The organism is Tenacibaculum amylolyticum, assembly GCF_964511145.1.
GTDB lineage: Bacteria > Bacteroidota > Bacteroidia > Flavobacteriales > Flavobacteriaceae > Polaribacter > Polaribacter amylolyticum.
In genome coordinates this window covers 361,879-383,238 of the sequence record NZ_CAZEFZ010000063.1, presented here as the reverse complement: position 1 = coordinate 383,238, position 21,360 = coordinate 361,879, and the positions used below count along the sequence as shown (strand labels likewise).

At 30.2% G+C, this 21,360-nt stretch carries 19 protein-coding genes; 9 read left to right on the top strand and 10 right to left on the bottom strand.

Annotated elements, in window-relative coordinates:
• The 7 genes from ACKTTC_RS14770 to ACKTTC_RS14740 form a co-directional block, all read right to left on the bottom strand.
• The coding region (locus tag ACKTTC_RS14770; protein WP_408040614.1) for an InlB B-repeat-containing protein at window positions 1-2,690 on the bottom strand (2,690 nt) is incomplete at its 3' end.
• A gap of 101 nt (window positions 2,691-2,791) precedes the next feature.
• Window positions 2,792-3,532 (bottom strand): LytR/AlgR family response regulator transcription factor, encoded by a 741-nt coding sequence (locus tag ACKTTC_RS14765; RefSeq protein ID WP_408040613.1) that lies wholly within the window; start codon window positions 3,530-3,532, stop codon window positions 2,792-2,794.
• Window positions 3,525-4,745, bottom strand: coding sequence for a sensor histidine kinase (locus tag ACKTTC_RS14760; RefSeq protein ID WP_408040612.1), 1,221 nt, complete (start codon window positions 4,743-4,745; stop codon window positions 3,525-3,527). The genes ACKTTC_RS14765 and ACKTTC_RS14760 overlap by 8 nt, the downstream gene beginning before the upstream one ends.
• A 94-nt stretch (window positions 4,746-4,839) precedes the next feature.
• A complete protein-coding gene (locus ACKTTC_RS14755) occupies window positions 4,840-7,764 on the bottom strand; it encodes a sensor histidine kinase (RefSeq protein WP_408040611.1) in 2,925 nt (974 codons plus the stop codon).
• Window positions 7,765-7,965: 201 nt separating this feature from the next.
• Entirely contained in the window at window positions 7,966-8,172 is a 207-nt protein-coding gene (locus tag ACKTTC_RS14750; protein WP_408040610.1) for a T9SS type A sorting domain-containing protein, read from the bottom strand.
• A 197-nt stretch (window positions 8,173-8,369) separates the two neighbouring features.
• Window positions 8,370-10,283, bottom strand: a complete 1,914-nt coding sequence (dnaK, locus tag ACKTTC_RS14745; protein WP_408040609.1) for a molecular chaperone DnaK — start codon at window positions 10,281-10,283, stop codon at window positions 8,370-8,372.
• A 225-nt stretch (window positions 10,284-10,508) separates the two neighbouring features.
• Complete coding sequence (locus tag ACKTTC_RS14740) at window positions 10,509-11,111, bottom strand: NUDIX hydrolase (protein ID WP_408040608.1); 603 nt, start codon at window positions 11,109-11,111, stop codon at window positions 10,509-10,511.
• Window positions 11,112-11,118: 7 nt separating this feature from the next.
• Here ACKTTC_RS14740 and pyrE point away from each other — a divergent pair, with 7 nt between their 5' ends.
• Window positions 11,119-11,760, top strand: a complete 642-nt coding sequence (gene pyrE, locus ACKTTC_RS14735) for an orotate phosphoribosyltransferase (RefSeq protein ID WP_408040607.1) — start codon at window positions 11,119-11,121, stop codon at window positions 11,758-11,760.
• Window positions 11,761-11,792: 32 nt separating this feature from the next.
• Window positions 11,793-12,182 (top strand): SRPBCC family protein, encoded by a 390-nt coding sequence (locus ACKTTC_RS14730; RefSeq protein WP_408040606.1) that lies wholly within the window; start codon window positions 11,793-11,795, stop codon window positions 12,180-12,182.
• A 1-nt stretch (window position 12,183) separates the two neighbouring features.
• Here the strand turns inward: ACKTTC_RS14730 and ACKTTC_RS14725 are convergent, their stop codons facing one another.
• Window positions 12,184-12,918 (bottom strand): biotin--[acetyl-CoA-carboxylase] ligase, encoded by a 735-nt coding sequence (locus ACKTTC_RS14725; protein ID WP_408040605.1) that lies wholly within the window; start codon window positions 12,916-12,918, stop codon window positions 12,184-12,186.
• Between the two features lie 87 nt (window positions 12,919-13,005).
• Between ACKTTC_RS14725 and rsfS the strand changes: the two genes are divergently transcribed.
• The 7 genes from rsfS (at window position 13,006) to ACKTTC_RS14690 (ending at window position 18,513) form a co-directional block, all read left to right on the top strand.
• Window positions 13,006-13,374, top strand: a complete 369-nt coding sequence (gene rsfS, locus ACKTTC_RS14720) for a ribosome silencing factor (RefSeq protein ID WP_408040604.1) — start codon at window positions 13,006-13,008, stop codon at window positions 13,372-13,374.
• A 23-nt stretch (window positions 13,375-13,397) separates the two neighbouring features.
• Window positions 13,398-15,353 (top strand): ATP-dependent zinc metalloprotease FtsH, encoded by a 1,956-nt coding sequence (gene ftsH, locus ACKTTC_RS14715; RefSeq protein ID WP_408040603.1) that lies wholly within the window; start codon window positions 13,398-13,400, stop codon window positions 15,351-15,353.
• A gap of 25 nt (window positions 15,354-15,378) precedes the next feature.
• Window positions 15,379-15,966, top strand: a complete 588-nt coding sequence (locus ACKTTC_RS14710) for an LUD domain-containing protein (RefSeq protein ID WP_408040602.1) — start codon at window positions 15,379-15,381, stop codon at window positions 15,964-15,966.
• A gap of 3 nt (window positions 15,967-15,969) precedes the next feature.
• The gene (locus tag ACKTTC_RS14705; RefSeq protein ID WP_408040601.1) at window positions 15,970-16,767 is read left to right on the top strand and encodes a phosphatidate cytidylyltransferase; all 798 of its coding nucleotides are present in this window, start codon (window positions 15,970-15,972) and stop codon (window positions 16,765-16,767) included.
• 1 nt (window position 16,768) lies between these two features.
• Window positions 16,769-17,029: an acyl-CoA-binding protein gene (locus ACKTTC_RS14700; RefSeq protein WP_408040600.1), complete on the top strand. Its 261-nt coding sequence runs from the start codon at window positions 16,769-16,771 to the stop codon at window positions 17,027-17,029.
• Between the two features lie 6 nt (window positions 17,030-17,035).
• On the top strand, window positions 17,036-17,668 hold the full coding sequence (locus ACKTTC_RS14695) for a YceI family protein (RefSeq protein WP_408040599.1): 633 nt from the start codon (window positions 17,036-17,038) through the stop codon (window positions 17,666-17,668).
• Between the two features lie 419 nt (window positions 17,669-18,087).
• Window positions 18,088-18,513 (top strand): nuclear transport factor 2-like protein, encoded by a 426-nt coding sequence (locus ACKTTC_RS14690; RefSeq protein WP_408040598.1) that lies wholly within the window; start codon window positions 18,088-18,090, stop codon window positions 18,511-18,513.
• A gap of 107 nt (window positions 18,514-18,620) precedes the next feature.
• On the opposite strand, the gene ACKTTC_RS14685 is transcribed toward ACKTTC_RS14690, so the two are convergent.
• Both ACKTTC_RS14685 and ACKTTC_RS14680 read right to left on the bottom strand, forming a co-directional pair.
• Window positions 18,621-20,168: a peptide MFS transporter gene (locus ACKTTC_RS14685; RefSeq protein ID WP_408040597.1), complete on the bottom strand. Its 1,548-nt coding sequence runs from the start codon at window positions 20,166-20,168 to the stop codon at window positions 18,621-18,623.
• 256 nt (window positions 20,169-20,424) lie between these two features.
• Window positions 20,425-21,120: a galactose-binding domain-containing protein gene (locus ACKTTC_RS14680; RefSeq protein WP_408040596.1), complete on the bottom strand. Its 696-nt coding sequence runs from the start codon at window positions 21,118-21,120 to the stop codon at window positions 20,425-20,427.
• Window positions 21,121-21,360: the final 240 nt, after the last annotated feature.

The window sequence follows — 21,360 nt, the reverse complement described above, 5'->3', positions numbered from 1 at the left end:
AATTGATAACCTGCAGCTGGTGTAGCTGTTAAAGTAACATCAGTTCCATCATCATACGTCCCATTTGTTGGGTTAGGATTTGTACTAACCGAACCATTTGTAGCATTGATAGTTAATGCACGTTGAATCTTACTAAACATTGCTGTAACTGTTTTATCAGCATCCATTGTAATCGTTAATGGATTTGTAGTTCCTGTAGCGTCTCCACTCCAACCATCAAATTGATAGCCTACATCTGGTGTGGCGGTTAATTCAACAGAAGTTCCGTCATTATATACTCCTCCTGTTGTTAAGTTAGGATTTGTAGTTACTGATCCATTGGTTGCTGCAATACTTAAAGTTCTTGGCAAATAATTTCCTGCTCCAAACTCATAAGCTCCCATATCAACAGTAGTATTGTGAATTCTTACTTTTCCTAATAAGTCTACAACAATACTTGATGGTATTTTTGTATTATCTCCTGTATTTACTGCTGGTGAACCTGCTTGTAAGGTAAAATCATTATTTGGAGCATCTGTAAATAATGGATCTGAATTACTCGTATTCGTTTTATTAGTTATGTTAGAGAAATTATTTTCATCTATACTATTAACTATTTCTATACCATTTGCTAAATTGGTATCAGGCCCTTTTCCAATTGCTAAGGCAATGCTTCCATTATTATTACTATTTTCCCAAAATATATTATTTGAAATATTAAGTTGACCATAAGAACCTGATTGTTGACTAATACCTAATGTAGCAAAATCAGAAGTTCCTGTCCCTTCATTAACATTATTAACAAAAGTATTATTTACAATAGTTGAGTTAATTTGTGCTCCGCTTGTATATGAACGAACCCAACCAGCACTTAATCCATTTGCTTTTCTTGCTCCATCATCCATAGTTTTATTATTTCTAAATAATGAATTAACAAGTGTAAAGTCGATTACCGCTTGGCTTTGAGTAGCAACAACATAAAATGCTGAAGCTCCATTAGATGTTAAATTGTTTTCAAAAATACTAGCTTCTATTTTTACTTTTGTAGAAGTCGTTTGTCCTGACAAGCTCAATCCTGCTGCCCAAAATGCAACATTATTTTTTATAATAGAGTTTTTAATTACAAAGTTACTTGAAGTTTGATCAACAGATAATCCAGCTCCAAATCGACCATCTCCAGAAGCTGCATCTGCATATCCTCCAGATATCGTTACCCCATTAATTTCAATATCTTCAGTTGTTATATTTACAATTCTTAAACTATTATCTGCTCTTGTTGCATTATTAAATGATATATTGTTATCATCGTTATCCTGTAAATCTCCACTTAAAATAGTTTCGTTAGTTGTATGAATTAAAGAAATATCTCTATCAGATAATGATGTTTCGTTACCTGCAAAACCTCCATATATTCTAACTCCAGATTTAGTTAACTGAAAAGAAACATTTCTATCTGATACATGAGGTTTGTAAGTACCTTTAGCTATCCAAATTTCTGGATTACTTTGTGAACTATTAATTACATCATTAAGAGCATCTGTTAAATTATTGTATGGATCACTCCATGAAACACCAGTACCATTACTAGTTGCATTTGCATTAACATAAAAAGGCGTGGGGTTTCTTAATGTTTTAAACATTTTGGCTGGAGACCAAATATTACACCCTTGGTTTCTTATGTAAACTAAGTAATCAGTGATTAGATCTAACCCTGTTATATCATAAAGTGTATTATTTCCCGTGCTTCTGTCAACTCCAGATACTATTACTGCATCATTAAATGTTTCTGTGCTTTTATGATATGCAATATCGTATACATCTGGATTCATTAAATCTAAAGTTGCCTGAGATGTTGTAATATTTGTTATATTAAAATTAGAAGTAGATATAGGTAAACAATAAGATTTATCCAAAGTTACAGATAATACTTCTGCTGATGATAACTCTCTATTATAAACTATTAAATCATCAAAACCATCTGTATAACGATTCGTTTGAGATAAATTATCATTTCTATTTCTACCTACATAAACATTTCCAGCAAATGCTCCTTCTGGATGCCAATTTCCTCCTTGCCCATATGCTGTTGATTTAGAAACTGTAGAAGTTACTGACTGACTCCCATCAATATACAAAATAGCTGTAGTTACATATTCTATTATTTGTCTACCTTGTACAAAAGCATTTTTAGGTATAGCTTCTTGTTTAATGGTAACAGCTACATGATGCCATCCGCCATCAGATATTTGTTGATTCGACTCTCGTCTTTGTAATAAAAAATCTTGACTACCTACCAAGTTTTTTCTGTAAGAATGCCTTAAAACATAACCTATCTTTCCATTTTTAAGATAAAAATAATGTCCTGTCCAACTTCCAAAGCTATCATTATTAGGATTATTTCTATTACTTGCATCTTCATAAATTGTCTTTACTGCTGATTCATTTGTATTAGTTTTAACCCAGAAAGAAATTGTAGCTTCATTTCCTGAATAATTTAAATCTGATCGGCCTAACTTATCTCCGTTCAAATTAAATGCACTATTAACTTGTCCAAGCCTATCATCAATAAAGCTTCCATTATTTCCTTGTCTTCCCAATCCTATAACTCCGTTGGTAAACTCGTAATTTGCTATTATGCCATTTGTTGGTTTCTGTCCCAGAATAATATTAACCGAAAACAGTATGAAGAAAAAAAGTATTTTTTTTACCATAACATTCTATGTAATTAATTTTCAAACAAAAGAATATCATAGTAATTCAATACTCAGTTTATTATTTCCGAATGGTTATTTTTTGTTTCCTAAAGGATTAATTAAGAGATAAATATTGTTTCAAAAGATTGTTTATATCCTTTACTTACAGGAATTAACTTCCCTGTTTTCAATTGAATTTGCTTTTCTCTTTTAGAATAAACCTCAATATAATTCGTATTGATTACCCAAGATCGATGAATTCTAACGAAGAAACCTTCTTCTTTAAATAATCCTTCATAATAGCTCAATTTTTTAGACGCTACAAATTGTTTTTTATCTACAGTAGAAATCACGGAGTATACACGATCTGCTTGAATACAAACAATATCATTAATATTTAAAATCGCATAATCGTTTTTATAAGGAATCGCTATCTTCTTAAATTTCTTTCTATTCTCTTGTAGCACTTTTATTCTGTCATCCGATTTTTTTTGTTCTAATTGCAGCTCTACTTTTTCTACTGCTTTTTGCAACAATGAAATATCTACTGGTTTCAATAAGTAATCTACCGCCGCTACTTGAAAAGCTTTGATCGCATAATTATCGTAAGCAGTAATAAAAATAACCTGAAATGAAACCTCCTTAATTTCATTGAATAATTGAAAGCCATTCTTCTGAGGCATTTCTATGTCTAAAAACACCAATTGTGGTGCTTCTTTTTCAATTATAACAACTGCATCGTCAACATTTGAAGCTTCCCCAACAATCGTAACTTGTTTACAGAAATCTCCTAGTAAGTATCTTAAGTTTTCTCTAGCATTTACTTCATCATCTACTAATATTGCTTTTAAATTACTCATTTTCTATGGTGTAAGGGATTTTTAAAATTACCATTGTTCCTTTATCTACTTCTGGATATACTACATCCACATCTTTCATATAATAATCTTTTAAAAAAGAAATTCGTTCTTGTATTGATTCATTAAAAAATAGTTCTCTTTTTAGCTCATTAGATTTCTTAATTTCTTTAGATCGTTTTACCCCAATTCCATTATCAATGATTTCACAAACTAAAACTTTATCTTTTATAGAAAAATTCACTTCTAACGTTCGTAAACCTTCTTTTTTATGTAGTAATCCATGTTTTATAGCATTCTCTACATAAGGTTGAATTATCATTGTTGGAATTTTAACAGTATCAATATTATTGACCTTATTCAATTTGTATTCAAAATTTTCCTTAAATCGAAGTTTTTCTAGCTCTAAATACCGCTCTAATAATAAATACTCTTCATTTAAAGTGATAAACCTTTTTTCGCTTGTATTTAGGTTTTCTCTTAGAAACGATGAGAATTTAGTTAGATAATCGTAAGCTTCGTGTTTACTTCCTTTAAGAACTAAATTCTGAATTGAATTTATGGAGTTAAACATAAAATGCGGATTTAACTGAGATTTTAGTAATTTGAAACGTAAACTTGCCAATTCACTTTGTTTATTTTTTTCCAATTCATTGTAGGCGTTTTCTAGTTTTTTTTCATTGGATTCATTTACGTCCTTAAAAAGCTTGACAACTAAAAATAACAGTATGAATAAAAAGACTTTTTCTGCAGGAATAAAACTATCTAAATTTCTTTTGTGAGTAATGTAATAGGGTATAAAAAATAAGAATATCGAAAATAATAAGGCTGCATAATGTATCCATTTCTTATCAAAGAAAAATAATGCTAACATTGGTAACCCTAGGTAATTGTATTCAGTGTTTTCATATATAAATAAAACTTGTGTTAACACAAAAACTGCTAACGTAAATGAAACTAGAAATAATACTCTTGCAGGAACATAATACTTGTTCCTCTGCAAAACATATACTGCAGTAAATAGTCCTATGTATGTTATATAACTTGTAAGTATTTGAAGGTTTAATTCATTTTCAATAGCTCTCTTTATAGTAAAGAATACTATATCAAATACAATTAGAAAACAACAAAAATTAAGAATTGTAATTCTCTTACTTTCTAAGCCACTTAAACTTTCATCTTGGTTATATAAGTATTTTTTTAAGTTTATTTTCATTTGATTTTATAGCTACTTAATTAAATCATAGAATGACATTATGTTCTTTTTTAAGCTTTTTAAAATTCTTCCCAATTAATCATGAAAAACAATTTTATATGTAATATGGGATTTTTACGATTACAGTTGTTCCTTCCTTTACATTTGGATATTCTACACCGATATCTGTTTCATAATAATCTCTCAAAAAGGATAAACGTTCTTGGATGGATTCTGTTGAAAACGATTTTCTTTGTACTTTATTAGCCTCTTGTATTTCTTTAGATTTTTTCATTCCAATTCCATTATCAGTTATTTTACTAACTAATACCTTATCTTCAAGATAAAATTCGATTTCCAGTTTTCTTACACCATCTTTTTTGTGAAGTAATCCATGTTTGATAGCATTTTCTACATAAGGTTGAATTATCATTGTTGGAATCTTAATATCTTCAACATCTTCACCAACTATTATATCATATAGAAAACTATCTTTAAACCGAAGTTTCTCTAACTCTAAATACCTGTTAATCAAAGATAATTCTTTCTCAAAAACAACAAAACTCTTAGTGCTTAAGTGTAAATTATCCCGAATTAAATTGGAAAACTTTGTTAGATAATTATAAGCTTCTTTTTTATCGTTTTTAAGTATTAAATTCTGAATAGAATTCAATGCGTTAAATGTAAAATGTGGATTCATTTGAGAACGTAAAGTTTCTAACTTAGTTGAAACTAATTCTTTCTGCAATCGTTCTTTTTCCAAAGCTACTTCTTGCGCTTTTTTAAGTGTCTTTAATCGCTGACTAAAACGATACCAAATAATTAAAACGCCTAATAAAAATATTAGAAACACAAACCACCATTCTTTATAGATAGGTAAAGCTATCGAAAAATTTATTACTCGGGTAAATTCCTTCTTAGGATTATCTATAAATGTAGCTTTTAATGTGAATTCATAAGTTCCGGAAGCAAGATTATTAAAGGTAACTTGATTTATATTTTGATCAATAATATTCCACTTATCTTTATTTCTTTCGTCTGATAATTTATAGGCATACTGTACATTCTCTTCTGATAAAAAACCATTTATTTGAAATTCGAATTGAACTTTATTCTCGTCTGACTTTAAACTATAGCTCTTTTTAAGATCTTGAGTTTTATCATTGATTAGCACATCTGTGAAATTAAACTCTAATATATTCGTCTCTTTAAAAACCTTTTCTTTATCAACCTCAATCACTCCTTTATTGGAACTAAAAAATAGTTTGTTTTTAAAAGGTATAATATCGGAGATATTATATGTATTTATTCCATCCCTACGAGTTAAGTTTCTAAACTTTTTAGTTTTAGTATTTAATACTTGAATTCCATTAGTAGTTGAAATCCATAAATTATCACCATCTCCTTTAATTTCTCTAGTTAAATTTGAAAGCAGACCGTTTTCAATAGTATAATTAACATATACACTATCATTTCGAATACCGAGAATCCCATTTTTAAACGTAGATAACCAAATGGTACCATCATTTGTTTCTCCTATGTCTATTGTGAATACTTCTTTCTTGTTATGTAGTATTTCTATTTCATTAAAATTAGCATCATAAGCTCTTGTTCCATTAACATAACCGACGTATCTCCTATCATTCTTTCCACTAAAATGAGTTGTGTAAGAACGAAACGGACCAAGTCTTCTTTCTTTAAATTCTTTTGATTCTAATGTTATTTCTCCTGCCATGTTGTAGCAGGCTACCAAAATCTTATTATCTTTTATAAATGAAAAATCCTTTATTCCGGTTAAATAAAAATTTGAAATATTCTTATTACTAAAGTCATCAATATTTATGAGTGAAGTGAAACCACCATAACCTACAATAATGCTATCTTTATTTATTGGTGTTATTGCAAAAACCTTGTCTTTTCTATAAGTCGGAAATCTTTTCCTTTCTTCTGTATTAATATTTACAATTTCTAGACTTCCCTTTGATGATCCAAAAAGTATCTTATCCTCACCAACTTTACTCATCGCTGTAATATTAGCATCTTCAAAGTCTAACTTTAACTCTTTAAGATGAATATTAGGAACGATATAAATTCCATTTCTTAAGGTTGTAAACCAATAATTATTGTTCCTATCTTTAATTATTTTAGTAATACTTTTACCTTTAAAAATGTGGTCTTTAACAACTATTTTACCATTAACATAATCACATATAAAAACACCATTTTCAGTTGCTAACCATAGTAAATCTTTAAATCTAAAGTAATTTATATAGGGTGTATATTTTAAATCATTTGATAATTCAACTTCCTCCAAACTATCCTTTGCTTCAAGTACTAATCGATTATTTTGCCTCTTAACCTTTGAAGCTAAATGTTCTAAACCTAAAAAGAATTTCTTCCCTTGAAAATGAATAAATCTCCAATTAATGTAAAAAAAATCTGAGTGCAGTTTGTTTTTAAAAGTTTTACATTGATTGAACGACTCTCCGTCTAGGCTACTGAATTTTTTATCTTCAATAACATATAAAAGACTGTCTCTATTTTTGAAAGTCGATATTGTTTTATTATTATCACTAATTTTTTTAATCGAATTAGGGTTATCTAAATCCACCAAAATAATTTCTCTGTAATAATAAACAACCAACTTATCTTTAAAAAAAATAAAATTTGTTAGCTCTCCATTCGTATCCTCTTTAACATCTTTAAATAACTTTAACGAATCATTCTCTACATAAAAAAATTGCCCTGATATATTATTGCACCAAACTCTCCCTTTTTCATCTAATTTTAAGCCAAAAACAGACAACCCTCTTTTCTCAGAATGTGTGTAATTTTTAAATTTCTTCCCATCATAACGGAATAAACCTTTATCAGCTGCTAACCAAATAAATCCTTCTCTATCTTCAACTATATCGTAAAATTCTATATCAGGTAATCCATCTTTTTCTGTAAGTTGGGTATATACTGGGTGCTGTGCAAGCAACGAAACTATAGAACAAGTATAAACTAAAAGTAATAAGACTCTTTGTAAGTAATTCAAAACGAATATTTTTATTCTGTCTCTAAATATACTATAAAGTATTACAGTACTTAAAAGCTAGAATTAAATTAGAAATCAAATAAGTATTTAAAACTACTTTTTTCAAGTATTAACTCCACTTTTTAATTTCCCAATGAATCAATTTTATTTCCTAATGGATTATAAAATACATTTATTGTGCTTTTGAGTTTCAAATAATAATTACTCAATCATTATTTCTCTTCGTATACTGGCTCCATCTGTTGTTTTTAAGCGTATAATGTAAGCTCCTGACTTTAGGGGCGGAAGTTTAATTTCGGTTATTTTTTTGCCTTTCAATGAGAAACTAACTATTTCTTTTCCTTCTATATCAAAAACCACCATTTTTTTAACCCCAATATTAAGCCCAGTTATTTTTAATACTTTCATTTATATGTATTTTACTTTACATAAATACATTAACCTAATTGCTCGATACCGAACAAGTTTGTGAATCGAGTACAACAGTTTCTAAAACATACTTTACTATATAGCAATACAACAAAAAAGCCAGTGAATTAAATTCACTGGCTTAGTTTTTATATGATCGTCTAATTTACCTTAGAACGATCCTCCTAAATTTCAAATTATTTTACTTCTTCGAAATCTACATCTTCAACATTATCATTTCCTTCTGCTCCTGCAGCACCAGCTCCAGCTCCAGCATCTGCTTGCGCTCCTGCAGCTCCTCCTGCTTGTTGTTGTGCAGCATACATCTCTTCAGAAGCAGCTTTCCATGCTTCATTAATTTTCTCCATTGCAGCATCTATTTGAGCTAAGTCTTTACTTTCGTGAGCTTTCTTTAACTCTTCTAAAGCAGACTCAATTGGTGCTTTTTTATCAGCAGATAATTTATCTCCAAACTCTTTTAATTGCTTTTCTGTTTGGAAAATCATAGAGTCAGCTCCATTAATTTTCTCTGCAACTTCTTTTGCTTTAGCATCTGCTTCAGCATTCGCTTCAGCATCAGCTTTCATCTTTTGAATTTCTTCATCTGTTAATCCAGAAGAAGCTTCAATACGAATATCTTGTTTTTTACCAGTTGCTTTATCTGCAGCCGATACATTGATGATTCCGTTCGCATCAATATCAAACGTTACTTCAATTTGAGGTACACCTCTTGGTGCTGGTGGAATGTCTGCTAATTGGAAACGTCCAATTGTTTTGTTATCTGCAGCCATTGCTCTCTCTCCTTGTAATACGTGAATATCTACTGAAGGCTGATTATCTACCGCTGTAGAGAATACTTGCGACTTTTTAGTTGGAATTGTTGTATTTGCTTCAATTAATTTAGTAAATACATTCCCCATTGTTTCAATTCCTAACGATAATGGAGTTACATCTAATAATAATACGTCTTTAACATCTCCTGTTAATACTCCACCTTGAATTGCAGCTCCTAAAGAAACTACCTCATCTGGGTTTACACCTTTACTTGGTGCTTTTCCAAAGAACTTTTCTACTGCTTCTTGAATAGCTGGAATACGTGTAGAACCTCCTACTAAGATTACTTCGTCAATATCTGAAGTACTTAAATCTGCATTCTTTAAAGCTGTTTGACAAGGCTCAATAGTTCTCTTTACTAAATCGTCGATTAACTGCTCGAATTTTGCTCTTGTTAATGAACGCACTAAGTGTTTTGGTCCACTAGCAGTAGCTGTAATATATGGTAAATTAATCTCTGTAGAAGTAGTACTTGATAATTCTATTTTAGCTTTTTCTGCCGCTTCTTTTAAACGTTGTAAAGCCATTGGATCTTGACGTAAATCCATGTTTTCTTCAGCTTTAAACTCTTCAGCTAACCAGTTGATAATTTTCTCATCAACATCGTCTCCTCCTAAGTGTGTATCTCCATCTGTAGCTAATACTTCAAATACTCCATCTCCTAATTCTAAGATAGAAACATCATGCGTACCTCCACCAAAGTCGAATACAACGATTTTCTTATCTGAATCTGCCTTATCTAAACCGTAAGCTAATGCTGCAGCTGTTGGCTCGTTGATGATACGACGAACATTTAATCCTGCAATTTCTCCTGCTTCTTTAGTTGCTTGACGTTGCGCATCGTTAAAGTAAGCTGGTACTGTAATTACTGCTTCTGCAACATCTTGTCCTAAATAATCTTCTGCAGTTTTCTTCATTTTTTGTAACACCATAGCAGAGATTTCTTGTGGTGTATACAAACGGTCATCTATCTTTACACGTGGTGTGTCATTATCTCCTTTTACTACTTCATAAGGAACTCTTTCTGCTTCTCTTTGTGACTCAGAATATTTGTTCCCCATAAAACGCTTAATTGAATATACTGTTTTAGTTGGGTTTGTTACTGCTTGACGCTTTGCAGGGTCTCCTACTTTACGCTCTCCTCCTTCAACGAAAGCAACAACAGAAGGTGTTGTTCTTTTTCCCTCTGAATTAGGAATTACTACTGGCTCATTACCTTCCATAACTGAAACACAAGAGTTGGTAGTCCCTAAATCTATTCCTATAATTTTACTCATAACTTTATTATCTATTTTTGTTTTTTATTCTAATTTTTTACGAGTATGAAATGTCAAAGGTCGTGCCAACGGTTTTTTCCTTTTTTTTTGACAGTTTTTAATGTTTTGCAATGACAAGCTGACAGTTTTGGGCTTTTATCTTCAGTTAAGGAGTCATAAATATGACTAATTGTACAAGTTTCCTTTTTATCTCTTAATAAATTTAGATCTAAAATCTTTACCTTATTATTTTAAGCTACGATATCTATTGTATACTGTTTCTACATTTATGTATGTATTCTGAAGTATTGTATGAAGTTCTTCCTCTTTTACAAACATGGCTTTTTTTATGCCTTCACTTTTTAATGGCTTTAATTCACCATTATATTTTGTGTACATTAAATACCAATGTAATTTTTTCAAGCGCATTTTTCCTTCTTCTATATAAAAATGATATGTGTTTACTAAAAAATGTTTTATGTAAACATCTTTTATTCCACATTCTTCTTCTACTTCCCGAATAGCAGTTTCTTCAATTTCTTCTCCTTTTTCCACTCTTCCTTTGGGTAAATCCCATTTATTTCCTCTGTAAATAAATAACAATTCTTCTTTTTCATTTACAACCAAGCCTCCTCCTGCCTCTATTAGGTTATATTTTTCACAAAAAAACTCCCAATAATTTTGTAAATTGTCGGAGTACAATAAAACCCCTTTTAATTTTCCTGTTTTTACCTGTTTGATAACGTTATTAATTGTAATATTTTTGACATTTAATAACGGGTAGTCTTCTTCTTTAGTAAAAGAAGAAGTGAATATTATAGGTCTATCATTCACAAAAACTTTATACATTTGCGCTATGATTTTAAACAAAGATACTGCAAAAAAAACCGCTGAACTTCTTTTACAGATTAAAGCCATTAAATTAAATCCAAATGATCCATTTACATGGGCTTCTGGCTGGAAATCTCCAATCTATTGCGATAACAGAGTAACACTTTCTTATCCTCCTGTTCGTAATTTTTTAAAAGAGAAAATAGCAAAATTAGTAGAGGATAAATATGGAAAGCCTGATGTTATAGCAGGAGTGGCTACTGGTGCCATTGCTATAGGTGTTTTGGTTGCACAAGAATTAGGAGTACCTTTTGTTTATGTAAGGCCAGAACCTAAAAAACATGGACGTAAAAATCAAATTGAAGGTTTTTTAGAAAGTGGTCAGAATGTTGTAGTTGTAGAAGATTTAATTAGTACTGGTAAAAGTAGTTTGAATGCTATTAAAGCTTTAAAAGAAGCCAATGCTACTGTAAAAGGTATGGTTGCTATTTTTACGTATGGTTTTGATATAGCTCAAACAACTTTTGACGAATTTAATCTTGACTTTACAACATTAAGTAATTATGAAACGTTACTAGAACAAGCTTTAGAAAGTAATTATATTACCGAAAAAGAATTGTTCACACTTGAAAGCTGGAGACTTAACCCTAGCCAGTGGAAACAATAAGAAAACACAAATAAGACTAAAATAACGCTACAATGAATATTGACGGAAACAGTATTACTGTAAAAAAATCACAAGAAGATTTATATAACTTTTTAATTCAACTAGAAAATTTTAAAGTATTAATGCCAGAAAACACTGAAAAATTTGAAGTGGATGGTGAGTCATTTATATTTGGATTAAAAGGAATGCCTGAAATTAGATTAGTAATGAAAGAAAAAACAGAATTCTCTAATGTAACTTTAGGTGCTGCTAGTAGTAAATTACCATTTACTTTAGCTGCAAATATAGAAGCTGTTTCTGACAGTGAAAGTAAAGTTCAATTAAAATTTGAGAGTAGCTTTAATCCAATGATGGCTATGATGGTAAAAAAACCATTAACAAACTTCATTAATACTTTAACTGAGAATTTAGAAAAATTATAAGTTAAGCAAATGAAACTTCTTTTAAAGCAAATTCTTTAATCGTTTCGTCGCTTAATTCTATTTGGAGTTTTCCATTTGTTGTGTTTACTCCAATTATTTTACCCATAAACAAAACATTCTTTGCATCTTTAAACATACAAGGAGTGTTTTTTTTATAGAGTATACTTAAATATTTTTCTTCTAAAAACTTGAAATCTTTTCCTTTTAGAATATCTGTGTAAATTTTTAACTGCTCTAACACCTCTTTCAATAAATTTTCTAACTCTATTTCTTCATTCAGAATCATCTTAATAGAAGATGCATCTGGTAAAGATGTTGGAAAACTTTCTTGATTGACATTAATTCCTATTCCAATAATAGCAGTATCTATATATTTTCCTTTTAAATTATTTTCAATTAAAATACCGCAAATCTTCTTTTTCTCTGCCAGAATGTCGTTAGGCCACTTTACTGCCAATTTTGGTATTTTCAACTTGTTTATAGCTTCAAAAACAGCAATAGCAACTGCAAAATTCAAATATGTTTGGTTTAAAATATCGAAATCATAAAACTTCGCAAAGACACTAAACATCAAGTTTTTTCCAGCTTCGGATACCCATTTCGTATGCATTTGACCTCTACCTGATGTTTGCTCATCTGTAATAACAACGGTGAAGTCTTCTAAAGAAGAATTTACTGACAAATCTTTCAAAAAAGAGTTCGTAGATTCAATGGCATTGAGTTTGATTATTCTCATATGTAAATTATGGATGTTAACTCGTTTTAATAATACATAAATTACTCGCAAAAAAATAATAACTTTGCTAAAAATTAAAATTTTTTAATGACAAAAACACAAGCAAGTACAGACGAATTAATTGCAACAATTATTAAAGGAATTGATGATGTTAAAGGTGATAATATTCAACTTTTAGATTTAAGAGAGATTGATAATACGGTATGTGATTATTTCGTAATTTGCACAGGGAACTCTAATACACAAGTTAACGCGATTTCGGGTTCTGTACAGAAAGTAGTTAGTAAGGAACTAAGAGACAAACCTTTTAATATAGAAGGACAAGGAAACTCTGAGTGGGTTTTAATGGATTATGTGAATGTTGTCGTTCATATTTTTCAACAACATGTTCGCGATTATTATGATATTGAGAGTCTTTGGGGAGATGCTAAAATAACAGAGATAAACCCTGCTTAATCTAATAATTTTCCAATTTACTTATGAGCGAAAAGAAAAAAAACAATCCTAAATTCACGCTAAATTCTTATTGGATTTACGTGCCAATTATATTATTTTTCGTTACTCTTCATTTTTTTAGTTCAGGAAGTTTTGCTTCTAAAAGAATTTCTAGTAACCAATTCAATGAAATTTTAAAAGAAAATGACATTGAAAAAGTAATGATTATTAATAATTCTGTTGCTGAAATTTACATTAAAAAGGATGCCTTAGAGAATAAAGAAAAGTATGAAAAGATTAAAAAATCTGCTTTTTATAGAAAAGGGGCTCCCGTTTATGAGTATAATTTTGGTGATTTACAGAATTTTGAAAACAAGCTTAACAAAGCCAAAGAAGAATATAATCTTAGCTTAGATTACGATCATGAAGAAAAGACAAGCTTCTTTGAAACTATTATAAGTATTTTACCTTTTATCGTACTTATTTTAATCTGGTTATTTTTCATGAGAAGAATGTCTGGAGCTGGTGGTGGCGCTGGTGGTGGCGGACAAATTTTCAATATTGGAAAATCTCGTGCTAAACTTTTTGATGAGAATACAAAGGTTAAAACTACTTTTAAAAATGTAGCTGGTTTAGAAGGTGCTAAAGAAGAAGTACAAGAAATTGTAGATTTCTTAAAAAACCCGGAGAAATACACAAAATTAGGAGGTAAAATCCCTAAAGGAGCTTTATTAGTAGGACCTCCAGGAACAGGTAAGACATTATTAGCAAAAGCCGTTGCAGGTGAAGCTGGTGTACCATTCTTCTCTTTATCTGGTTCAGATTTTGTAGAAATGTTTGTTGGAGTTGGAGCTTCTCGTGTACGTGATTTATTTAAACAAGCAAAGCAAAAGTCTCCTTCAATTATTTTTATTGATGAGATCGATGCAATTGGTCGTGCAAGAGGTAAGAATAGTATGACTGGTGGTAATGATGAACGTGAGAATACCTTAAACCAATTATTAACAGAAATGGACGGTTTTGGTACCGAATCTAATGTAATTGTATTAGCCGCTACAAACCGTGCCGAAATCTTAGATAAAGCCTTAATGCGTGCTGGTAGATTTGACAGACAAATTTATGTTGATTTGCCAGATTTACATGAGCGTAGAGAAATTTTTGAAGTGCATATTAAGCCTTTAAAATTAGCAGATGATGTAAACTTAGAATTCTTAGCACAGCAAACACCTGGTTTCTCAGGTGCAGATATTGCTAACTTATGTAACGAGGCTGCTTTAATTGCTGCTAGAAACAACAAAACTGCAATCCATCATCAGGATTTCTTAGATGCTGTTGATAGAATTGTAGGTGGTTTAGAAAAGAAGAATAAAGTAATTACTCCTAAAGAAAAGAAAGTAATTGCTTATCATGAAGCAGGACATGCTACTGTTAGCTGGATGTTAAAATATGCTGCTCCTTTAGTAAAAGTTACAATTGTACCTAGAGGACAATCGTTAGGAGCTGCTTGGTATTTACCGGAAGAACGTAAAATTGTTCAAACGGAGCAAATGCTAGACGAAATGTGTGCTACTATGGGTGGTAGAGCTGCAGAAAAATTAATCTTTGATAAAATTTCTACAGGTGCTTTAAGTGACTTAGAAAAAGTTACAAAACAAGCAAGAGCCATGGTTACAGTATATGGTTTAAATGAAGAAGTTGGTAATGTTACCTATTACGATTCTTCTGGAAATGATTCTTTTGTAAAGCCTTATAGTGAAGAAACTGCAAAGGTTATTGATGAAGAAATTTCAAAAATCATTGAAGGACAATACATCAGAGCAATTGAAATTCTAGATCAAAATAGAGACAAATTAGATGTTTTAGCGCAAAAACTTTTAGAAAAAGAGGTTATCTTTAAAGATGATTTAATTGAAATCTTTGGAAAAAGACCTTTTGAAAAAGATGATAAAGAAGAAGACACTTCTTCTGAACAAGAAACTGGAGCATTCGATATAAGTTAAAAACAGTAAATACAGTAACTTTTTAATGAACTTTTTAAGAAAGTTATTTAATAATAAAGAGTCTGAAAGAGATAACCTTATTAGGCAGCAGCCGGTAGCGTTATCTCTTGATGATTCTTTTGTGCATCATTTTATTAATAAAGGCGGTAAGTTTTTATACTGCACTAAAATAGATGAAGTTCTTAATAATCTTCAAAGGATTATTGCTGAAAATAATTGGAAACACATTATTTGTAATGATGTAGATTTATTACAATTAACCAAGAAATTAGATATTACTACACAAAGTACATTAAAAAAAGAATTGCCTTTTTTTACCTCTTGTGAGCATTTAATTGCCAATTCTGGCGAAATCTTGTTTTCATCTAATCAACTAGGAAGTCATAAGCTTCCTGTACTATCTGAGAACTTTATTGTATATGCAACCACAAGTCAATTAGTAAAAAACATTGGAGAAGGCTTAACAGGTATTAAAACAAATTTTAAAGGAAACATTCCTACAAATATTAGTTCTGTTAAAAATTATTCTATAACCGATACAACTGATGATTTTTTGAATTATGGAAATAATAATTCAAAAAATTTATATCTGTTATTATTTGAAGATCTGTAACATATGAGTAATTTTTTAGTTAGAGCCATTTCTGGACTAGTATACGCTGCACTATTTATTTTTGCAATTGTTTTTTCTCCGGAGACCTACATTGCATTGATTGCCATATTTGGTAGTATTTCTTTATGGGAATTTACTAGAATAATAGATACCAAAGGTTCATGGGTATTCATTGGCGTATTTATTACCACTATACTTCTTAATTATTATGATGTATTGAGTTTTGAAAAAGTAATTTACCTATTAGTGGTTTGCTCATTACATTCGGTATATTTAATTATTGATTTATATTCGAAAAACTTTGTAGGCTATAGACAAATTACAAAGTTTTTTATCATTATCAATTACATAATTCTTGCTTTCTTTTTCCTTGCTTTTTTACCGTTTATAGATGGCGAATATCAACCTAAACTTATCATTTATGTTATTTTGATTATTTGGGCTAACGATAGTTTTGCTTATATCATTGGTAAAAATTTCGGAAAACGTAAGCTTTTTGAACGTATTTCGCCTAAGAAAACGATAGAAGGTTTTATAGGAGGCTTGTTATTTTCAATTATTACTGGATTAGTTATTGGAATATATTCTAACTTCTTATCTGTAACCAATTGGATTATCATAGCCATTATTACATCAATATTAGGTACTTATGGTGATCTTATTGAAAGTAAGTTTAAACGTCAGGCAAATGTAAAGGATAGTGGTACTATAATGCCAGGTCATGGAGGACTTTTAGATCGATTAGATAGCTTGTTTTTCCTTGCACCCTTCGTATATTTGTATGTACATTATTTAATGTAACATGGAATCCGATCTTGACATAGCATTTAAAGAAGCATTTGAAATAGCAACTAACACAAAACAAAAGATTGCTCCCGATGTGCTTTTAAGGCTTTATGCTTATTACAAACAAGCTACAAAAGGAGATAATTTTTTAAATTCTTCTGATAATGATGATTTAAGAAATGCTTTTAAATTTAATGCTTGGGTACAGCTAAAAGGAATGAGTGTAGAAGAAGCCAAAAAAAATTATATTAAACTAGTTAATACAACCTTAAAATAATTCATAATGAGAAAATTCTTAACCATTTTTAGTGTATGCGCAATTGCATTTCAACTGACTTCTTGTAAATCGGAAGCGAAAAAAGAAGAAGCAGCTCCTGCTGTACCAGCAACTACTGAAAAAGCTGCTCCTTATTCTTTAAAAAATGCAAAAAATGCGGTTGAGTTTACTGCTTATAAAACAACTGCAAAAGTGCCTGTAAAAGGAATTTTTAAGAAAATAGAAGTAATTAACGGTGGTGAAGGAAATTCTGTAAAAGAAGCCATTAATGGTGCTGAGTTTAAAATTCCTGTAAGTGGTATTGAAACTAAAGATGCTAGTAGAAACTTTAAAATTCAAAAATTCTTCTTTGGTGTAATGGATAATACTATCTCATTAACTGGAAAATTATTAATTGACAATGATAGTATTGGTACTGCTGAGTTAACCATGAATGGTGTTACTCAAAAATTACCTTTCTCATATACCATCCAAGACAAAGTATTTACAATGAATACGACTATGGATGTGTTAAAATGGAACGCACAAAGCGCTGTAGATTCTTTAAATGTTGCTTGTAAAGATTTACACAAAGGAGAAGACGGAGTTTCTAAAACATGGAGTGAAGTAGCTATTAATGCTGTTTCTACATTTGAGTAAGCAATTCACTTTTACAATATAATTACAAAACCTTAGATTATGATTCTAAGGTTTTTTTATTCCTCTTAATTTAGCAATCGTTCAGAATGATAGACGAATTAAGAATCAAAAGCAAAAATGTCATTCTGAGTGAAACGAAGGATCTATTGCATTTGAAAGAATTTTCTGCATAATAAATTCTTCACTTTACTTCGAGTATTCCTTCGAGTTCCTCAGGAATCTTGCAGGTAGTTGTTCAGAATAATCAATATTACGTCATTGCGAGCAAGGTACAAGAGAAGCAATCTCTTTACTTAAATGATTCCTTCTTTTATAACAAAATTCTTTGTTTTTTATACTTCTTTATTTGATTTCATAAATAGTAACGATAAGCTTAGCTATACTTTTATATCATAATTTTTAATATAAAACTTTTTATTATGATTACCTTATTAAAAAATAAATTTTGGTTTCTTCTTGCCGTTATGTTTGTGGCTTGTAGTAATACTAATGATTCTGAAGAAAACACAGTTATTGATGATAACAATACCGATTTACCTATAGCAATACAAGCGTACCAAAGAGGTGCAAACAGTAAAAATATAGATACATATATGGATGCTTTTGCAGATGATATTACTATACTAGACGTAAGTAGAGAAATTGTTGGACGTGATAATGTTCGTCAATGGGCATTAAATGAAGTTATTCCAAATGGGGAAACCTTTAATCATAGAAGAATTTTAGAACAAAGTGAAGGTTTTGCCAAAACAGAAGTGAATTGGCTTAGTTGGGTGGTTCATTATTCTTATTGGTGGAATGAGGATGGTAAAATTACACGTATGTCTTTACAGTACGCGAATTAAAAGATTCTTGTACTACAAGGGACCTAAGTCCCTTGGTTTTATTTTTATGGAATATCTAGAAAACTAACAAAAATCTATTTCTAATAATTATTTCCTTCTAAATTTAATTAATGTACTCCATTCATTAATCTTTTTATTGGAGTTGAAAACAGTATTACTAATATTCCAATACTGGCAGTAATTACTCCAAAGTTTGCATATACAGAAACATAAGAATATAATTGTTGAAACAACATTCCTTTTTGTGAAATAGTTGCTGTAGATAATCCTGAAATCATTGTGGTAATCTCTCCAAAAATCCCTTCAGAAAAAACACCTAATCCATCTCCAGACACTGTAGTTAACTTTGCTATTTTTCCTGCAAAAAAATGTCCGTAAAAATTGGCAGAAAACCATACTCCCATAATAAAAGCTACATATTTAACTGGAGAAAGCTCTGTCATTTTAGATAAACCAATTGGCGATAAAAATAATTCTCCCACTGTATAAATAAATGTTCCTAGAATTAAATAAAACATAGGGGTTTTAGCAAATTCATCTACTTGTTGTGCAGATAATCCAAAAACAATAAACCCAAGCCCTAAAAAGAAGACTCCTAACCCAAACTTTATGGCAGAATTCGGGTTTTTATTAATTCTATTTAAGAATGTCCATAACATAGAAAAAGGAATGGCTAATAAGATGATAAAACCAGAATTAATACTGTTTGTTTGTGCAGCATTTAATCCTATTAAATTCACACTTCTATCTGCAAACAATGTTAAAGAACTTCCTGCTTGCTCAAAAATTGCTGAAAACAATGTATAGAGCGCTGTAAAATACACGGCAACAAATAGTTTTTGTCTTTCTTGCTTCGTTACTTGTTTTAATATGTATATCAAATACAACAATAAAAAAGAGGTTACTACCCAAACTAAATAATGTTCGAACTGATGAAAACATACAATAATAGCAAAAATTGGTACTGCTAAAAAAGCTCCTAAAACCACTAATCTCCCTCTAGTAATCCCCCATTTTTTCTCATTGTATATATTTTCATTAGGTACTACTCCATGTTCTTCAAATACTTTTCTATTCAATCCATTTTTAAAGACTAGTAATCCTAATAACATTCCTATACCAGCCAGTACAAAACCATAATGCCAACCATATACCTCGGCCAACCATGCACATAATAAAGGCGCCACGGCTCCACCAATATTTATTCCCATGTAAAAAATAGTAAAACCTGCGTCTCTTCTTGTATCTCCATCTTTGTATAATTTCCCTACAAAAGAGGATATATTGGGCTTGAAAAAGCCATTTCCAACAATAATAAATGCCAAGGAACTATAGAAGAACATTGGATGTTCAAACGTTAAAAAGAAGTGTCCTAACGCCATTAAAACACCACCTAATATAATGGCTTTTCTAAAACCTAATATTTTATCAGCTAACATTCCTCCTAAAAGTGGTGTTACATATACTAAAGACATGTAAGCTGCGTAAATACCAAATGACATTTCATCTGAAAACAGTAAATGCTTAGTCATGTATAAAACTAATAAGGCGCGCATACCATAAAAGGAAAAACGTTCCCATAGTTCTGCAAAAAATAAATATAGTAATCCTCTTGGGTGTCCGAAAATATCGGAAGTTACTGAAAATGTTTTCATGTTTAAATAATTTCAGCGAATCTAATTTTCAGCTATTACTTATTGAAAACTTGTAGCAATTTGTAACAAAAAATAAGGTTTGTGAGTTTTTGTAACATCGTTTCTATTAATAAACAAATAAGGTCATACTTATATATTATTCTTTTTCTAATTATAACACCCAAGAAGAACATGGTTACAAAAATTATAACTCTTAGAAATGTTTATATCCTCCGCTTTTAATAAGTAGAGGATATTTCCTAATACTCAGTGAATGTTACTCATAGCTACCCTTAACAATAACTTCTGTTAGGTTTAAAGGTGTATTTAATGCATCCTGTCTAACATAAACATATCTAACATTTTGAACGGTTTTGGTTAATCTATTAATAAGACCATCATACTGATTAATAAAACCACCATCATCAGTAGAACTTGAATTATAATTAGTATAAAATCTATTCTGATACCCTGGTTGGCTTTCTATATTAGCTATAGATTTTGATACATCTAAACGCTGTGATGCGTATATAAGATTATAATTCCCTAACCTATCTTTACAACAATCATACCTATTATATATTATAACTTGTTCAACAGTTGCTAATCCTTCTAAATCAATTTCAGCCCATGCATTATCATCTGCGTTTGTATGCGCAATTGTTGATTCACGAGAAAGATGTTCAAGAGGGCCAACTATGAGGTTCGTTAAACTATTAGGTTCATACTTTTCAAAAACAGAACTTAACCTTACAGGTCTACCTTTTGAAATTTGTCCAGAATCATTAAACAATGCTGATAATTGGCTTCCTGCTAATGAAACTAATTCTTCTATTGAAAGAGGTCTTTTGTATAAATTAGATTCTTTAATTTGTTTAGGCTCTTGACTAAAAGTATTATCTAATTCATCATTACAAGATACTAACGAAAGAGTTAACAAACTAACACATAAAATCTTTTTGAAATATAACATTTACTTTATTTTTTTAATTAATTTTTAATTTAGAATAGCTAATCTTTTCTTCTTTGTGTAATTACTTGGTGCAAACCTATGAATTAATACAAGTTGAATAACTATTTATGTTGTCTCAAAAAATAATTTTGAGACAACATAAGCCTAAAGCACAATTTAAACACTTAACCAACAACACATTACCACCACCTCATTCTTTGTCTTAAATGTATTGAGACAACCTCTATAAAATATTTCATA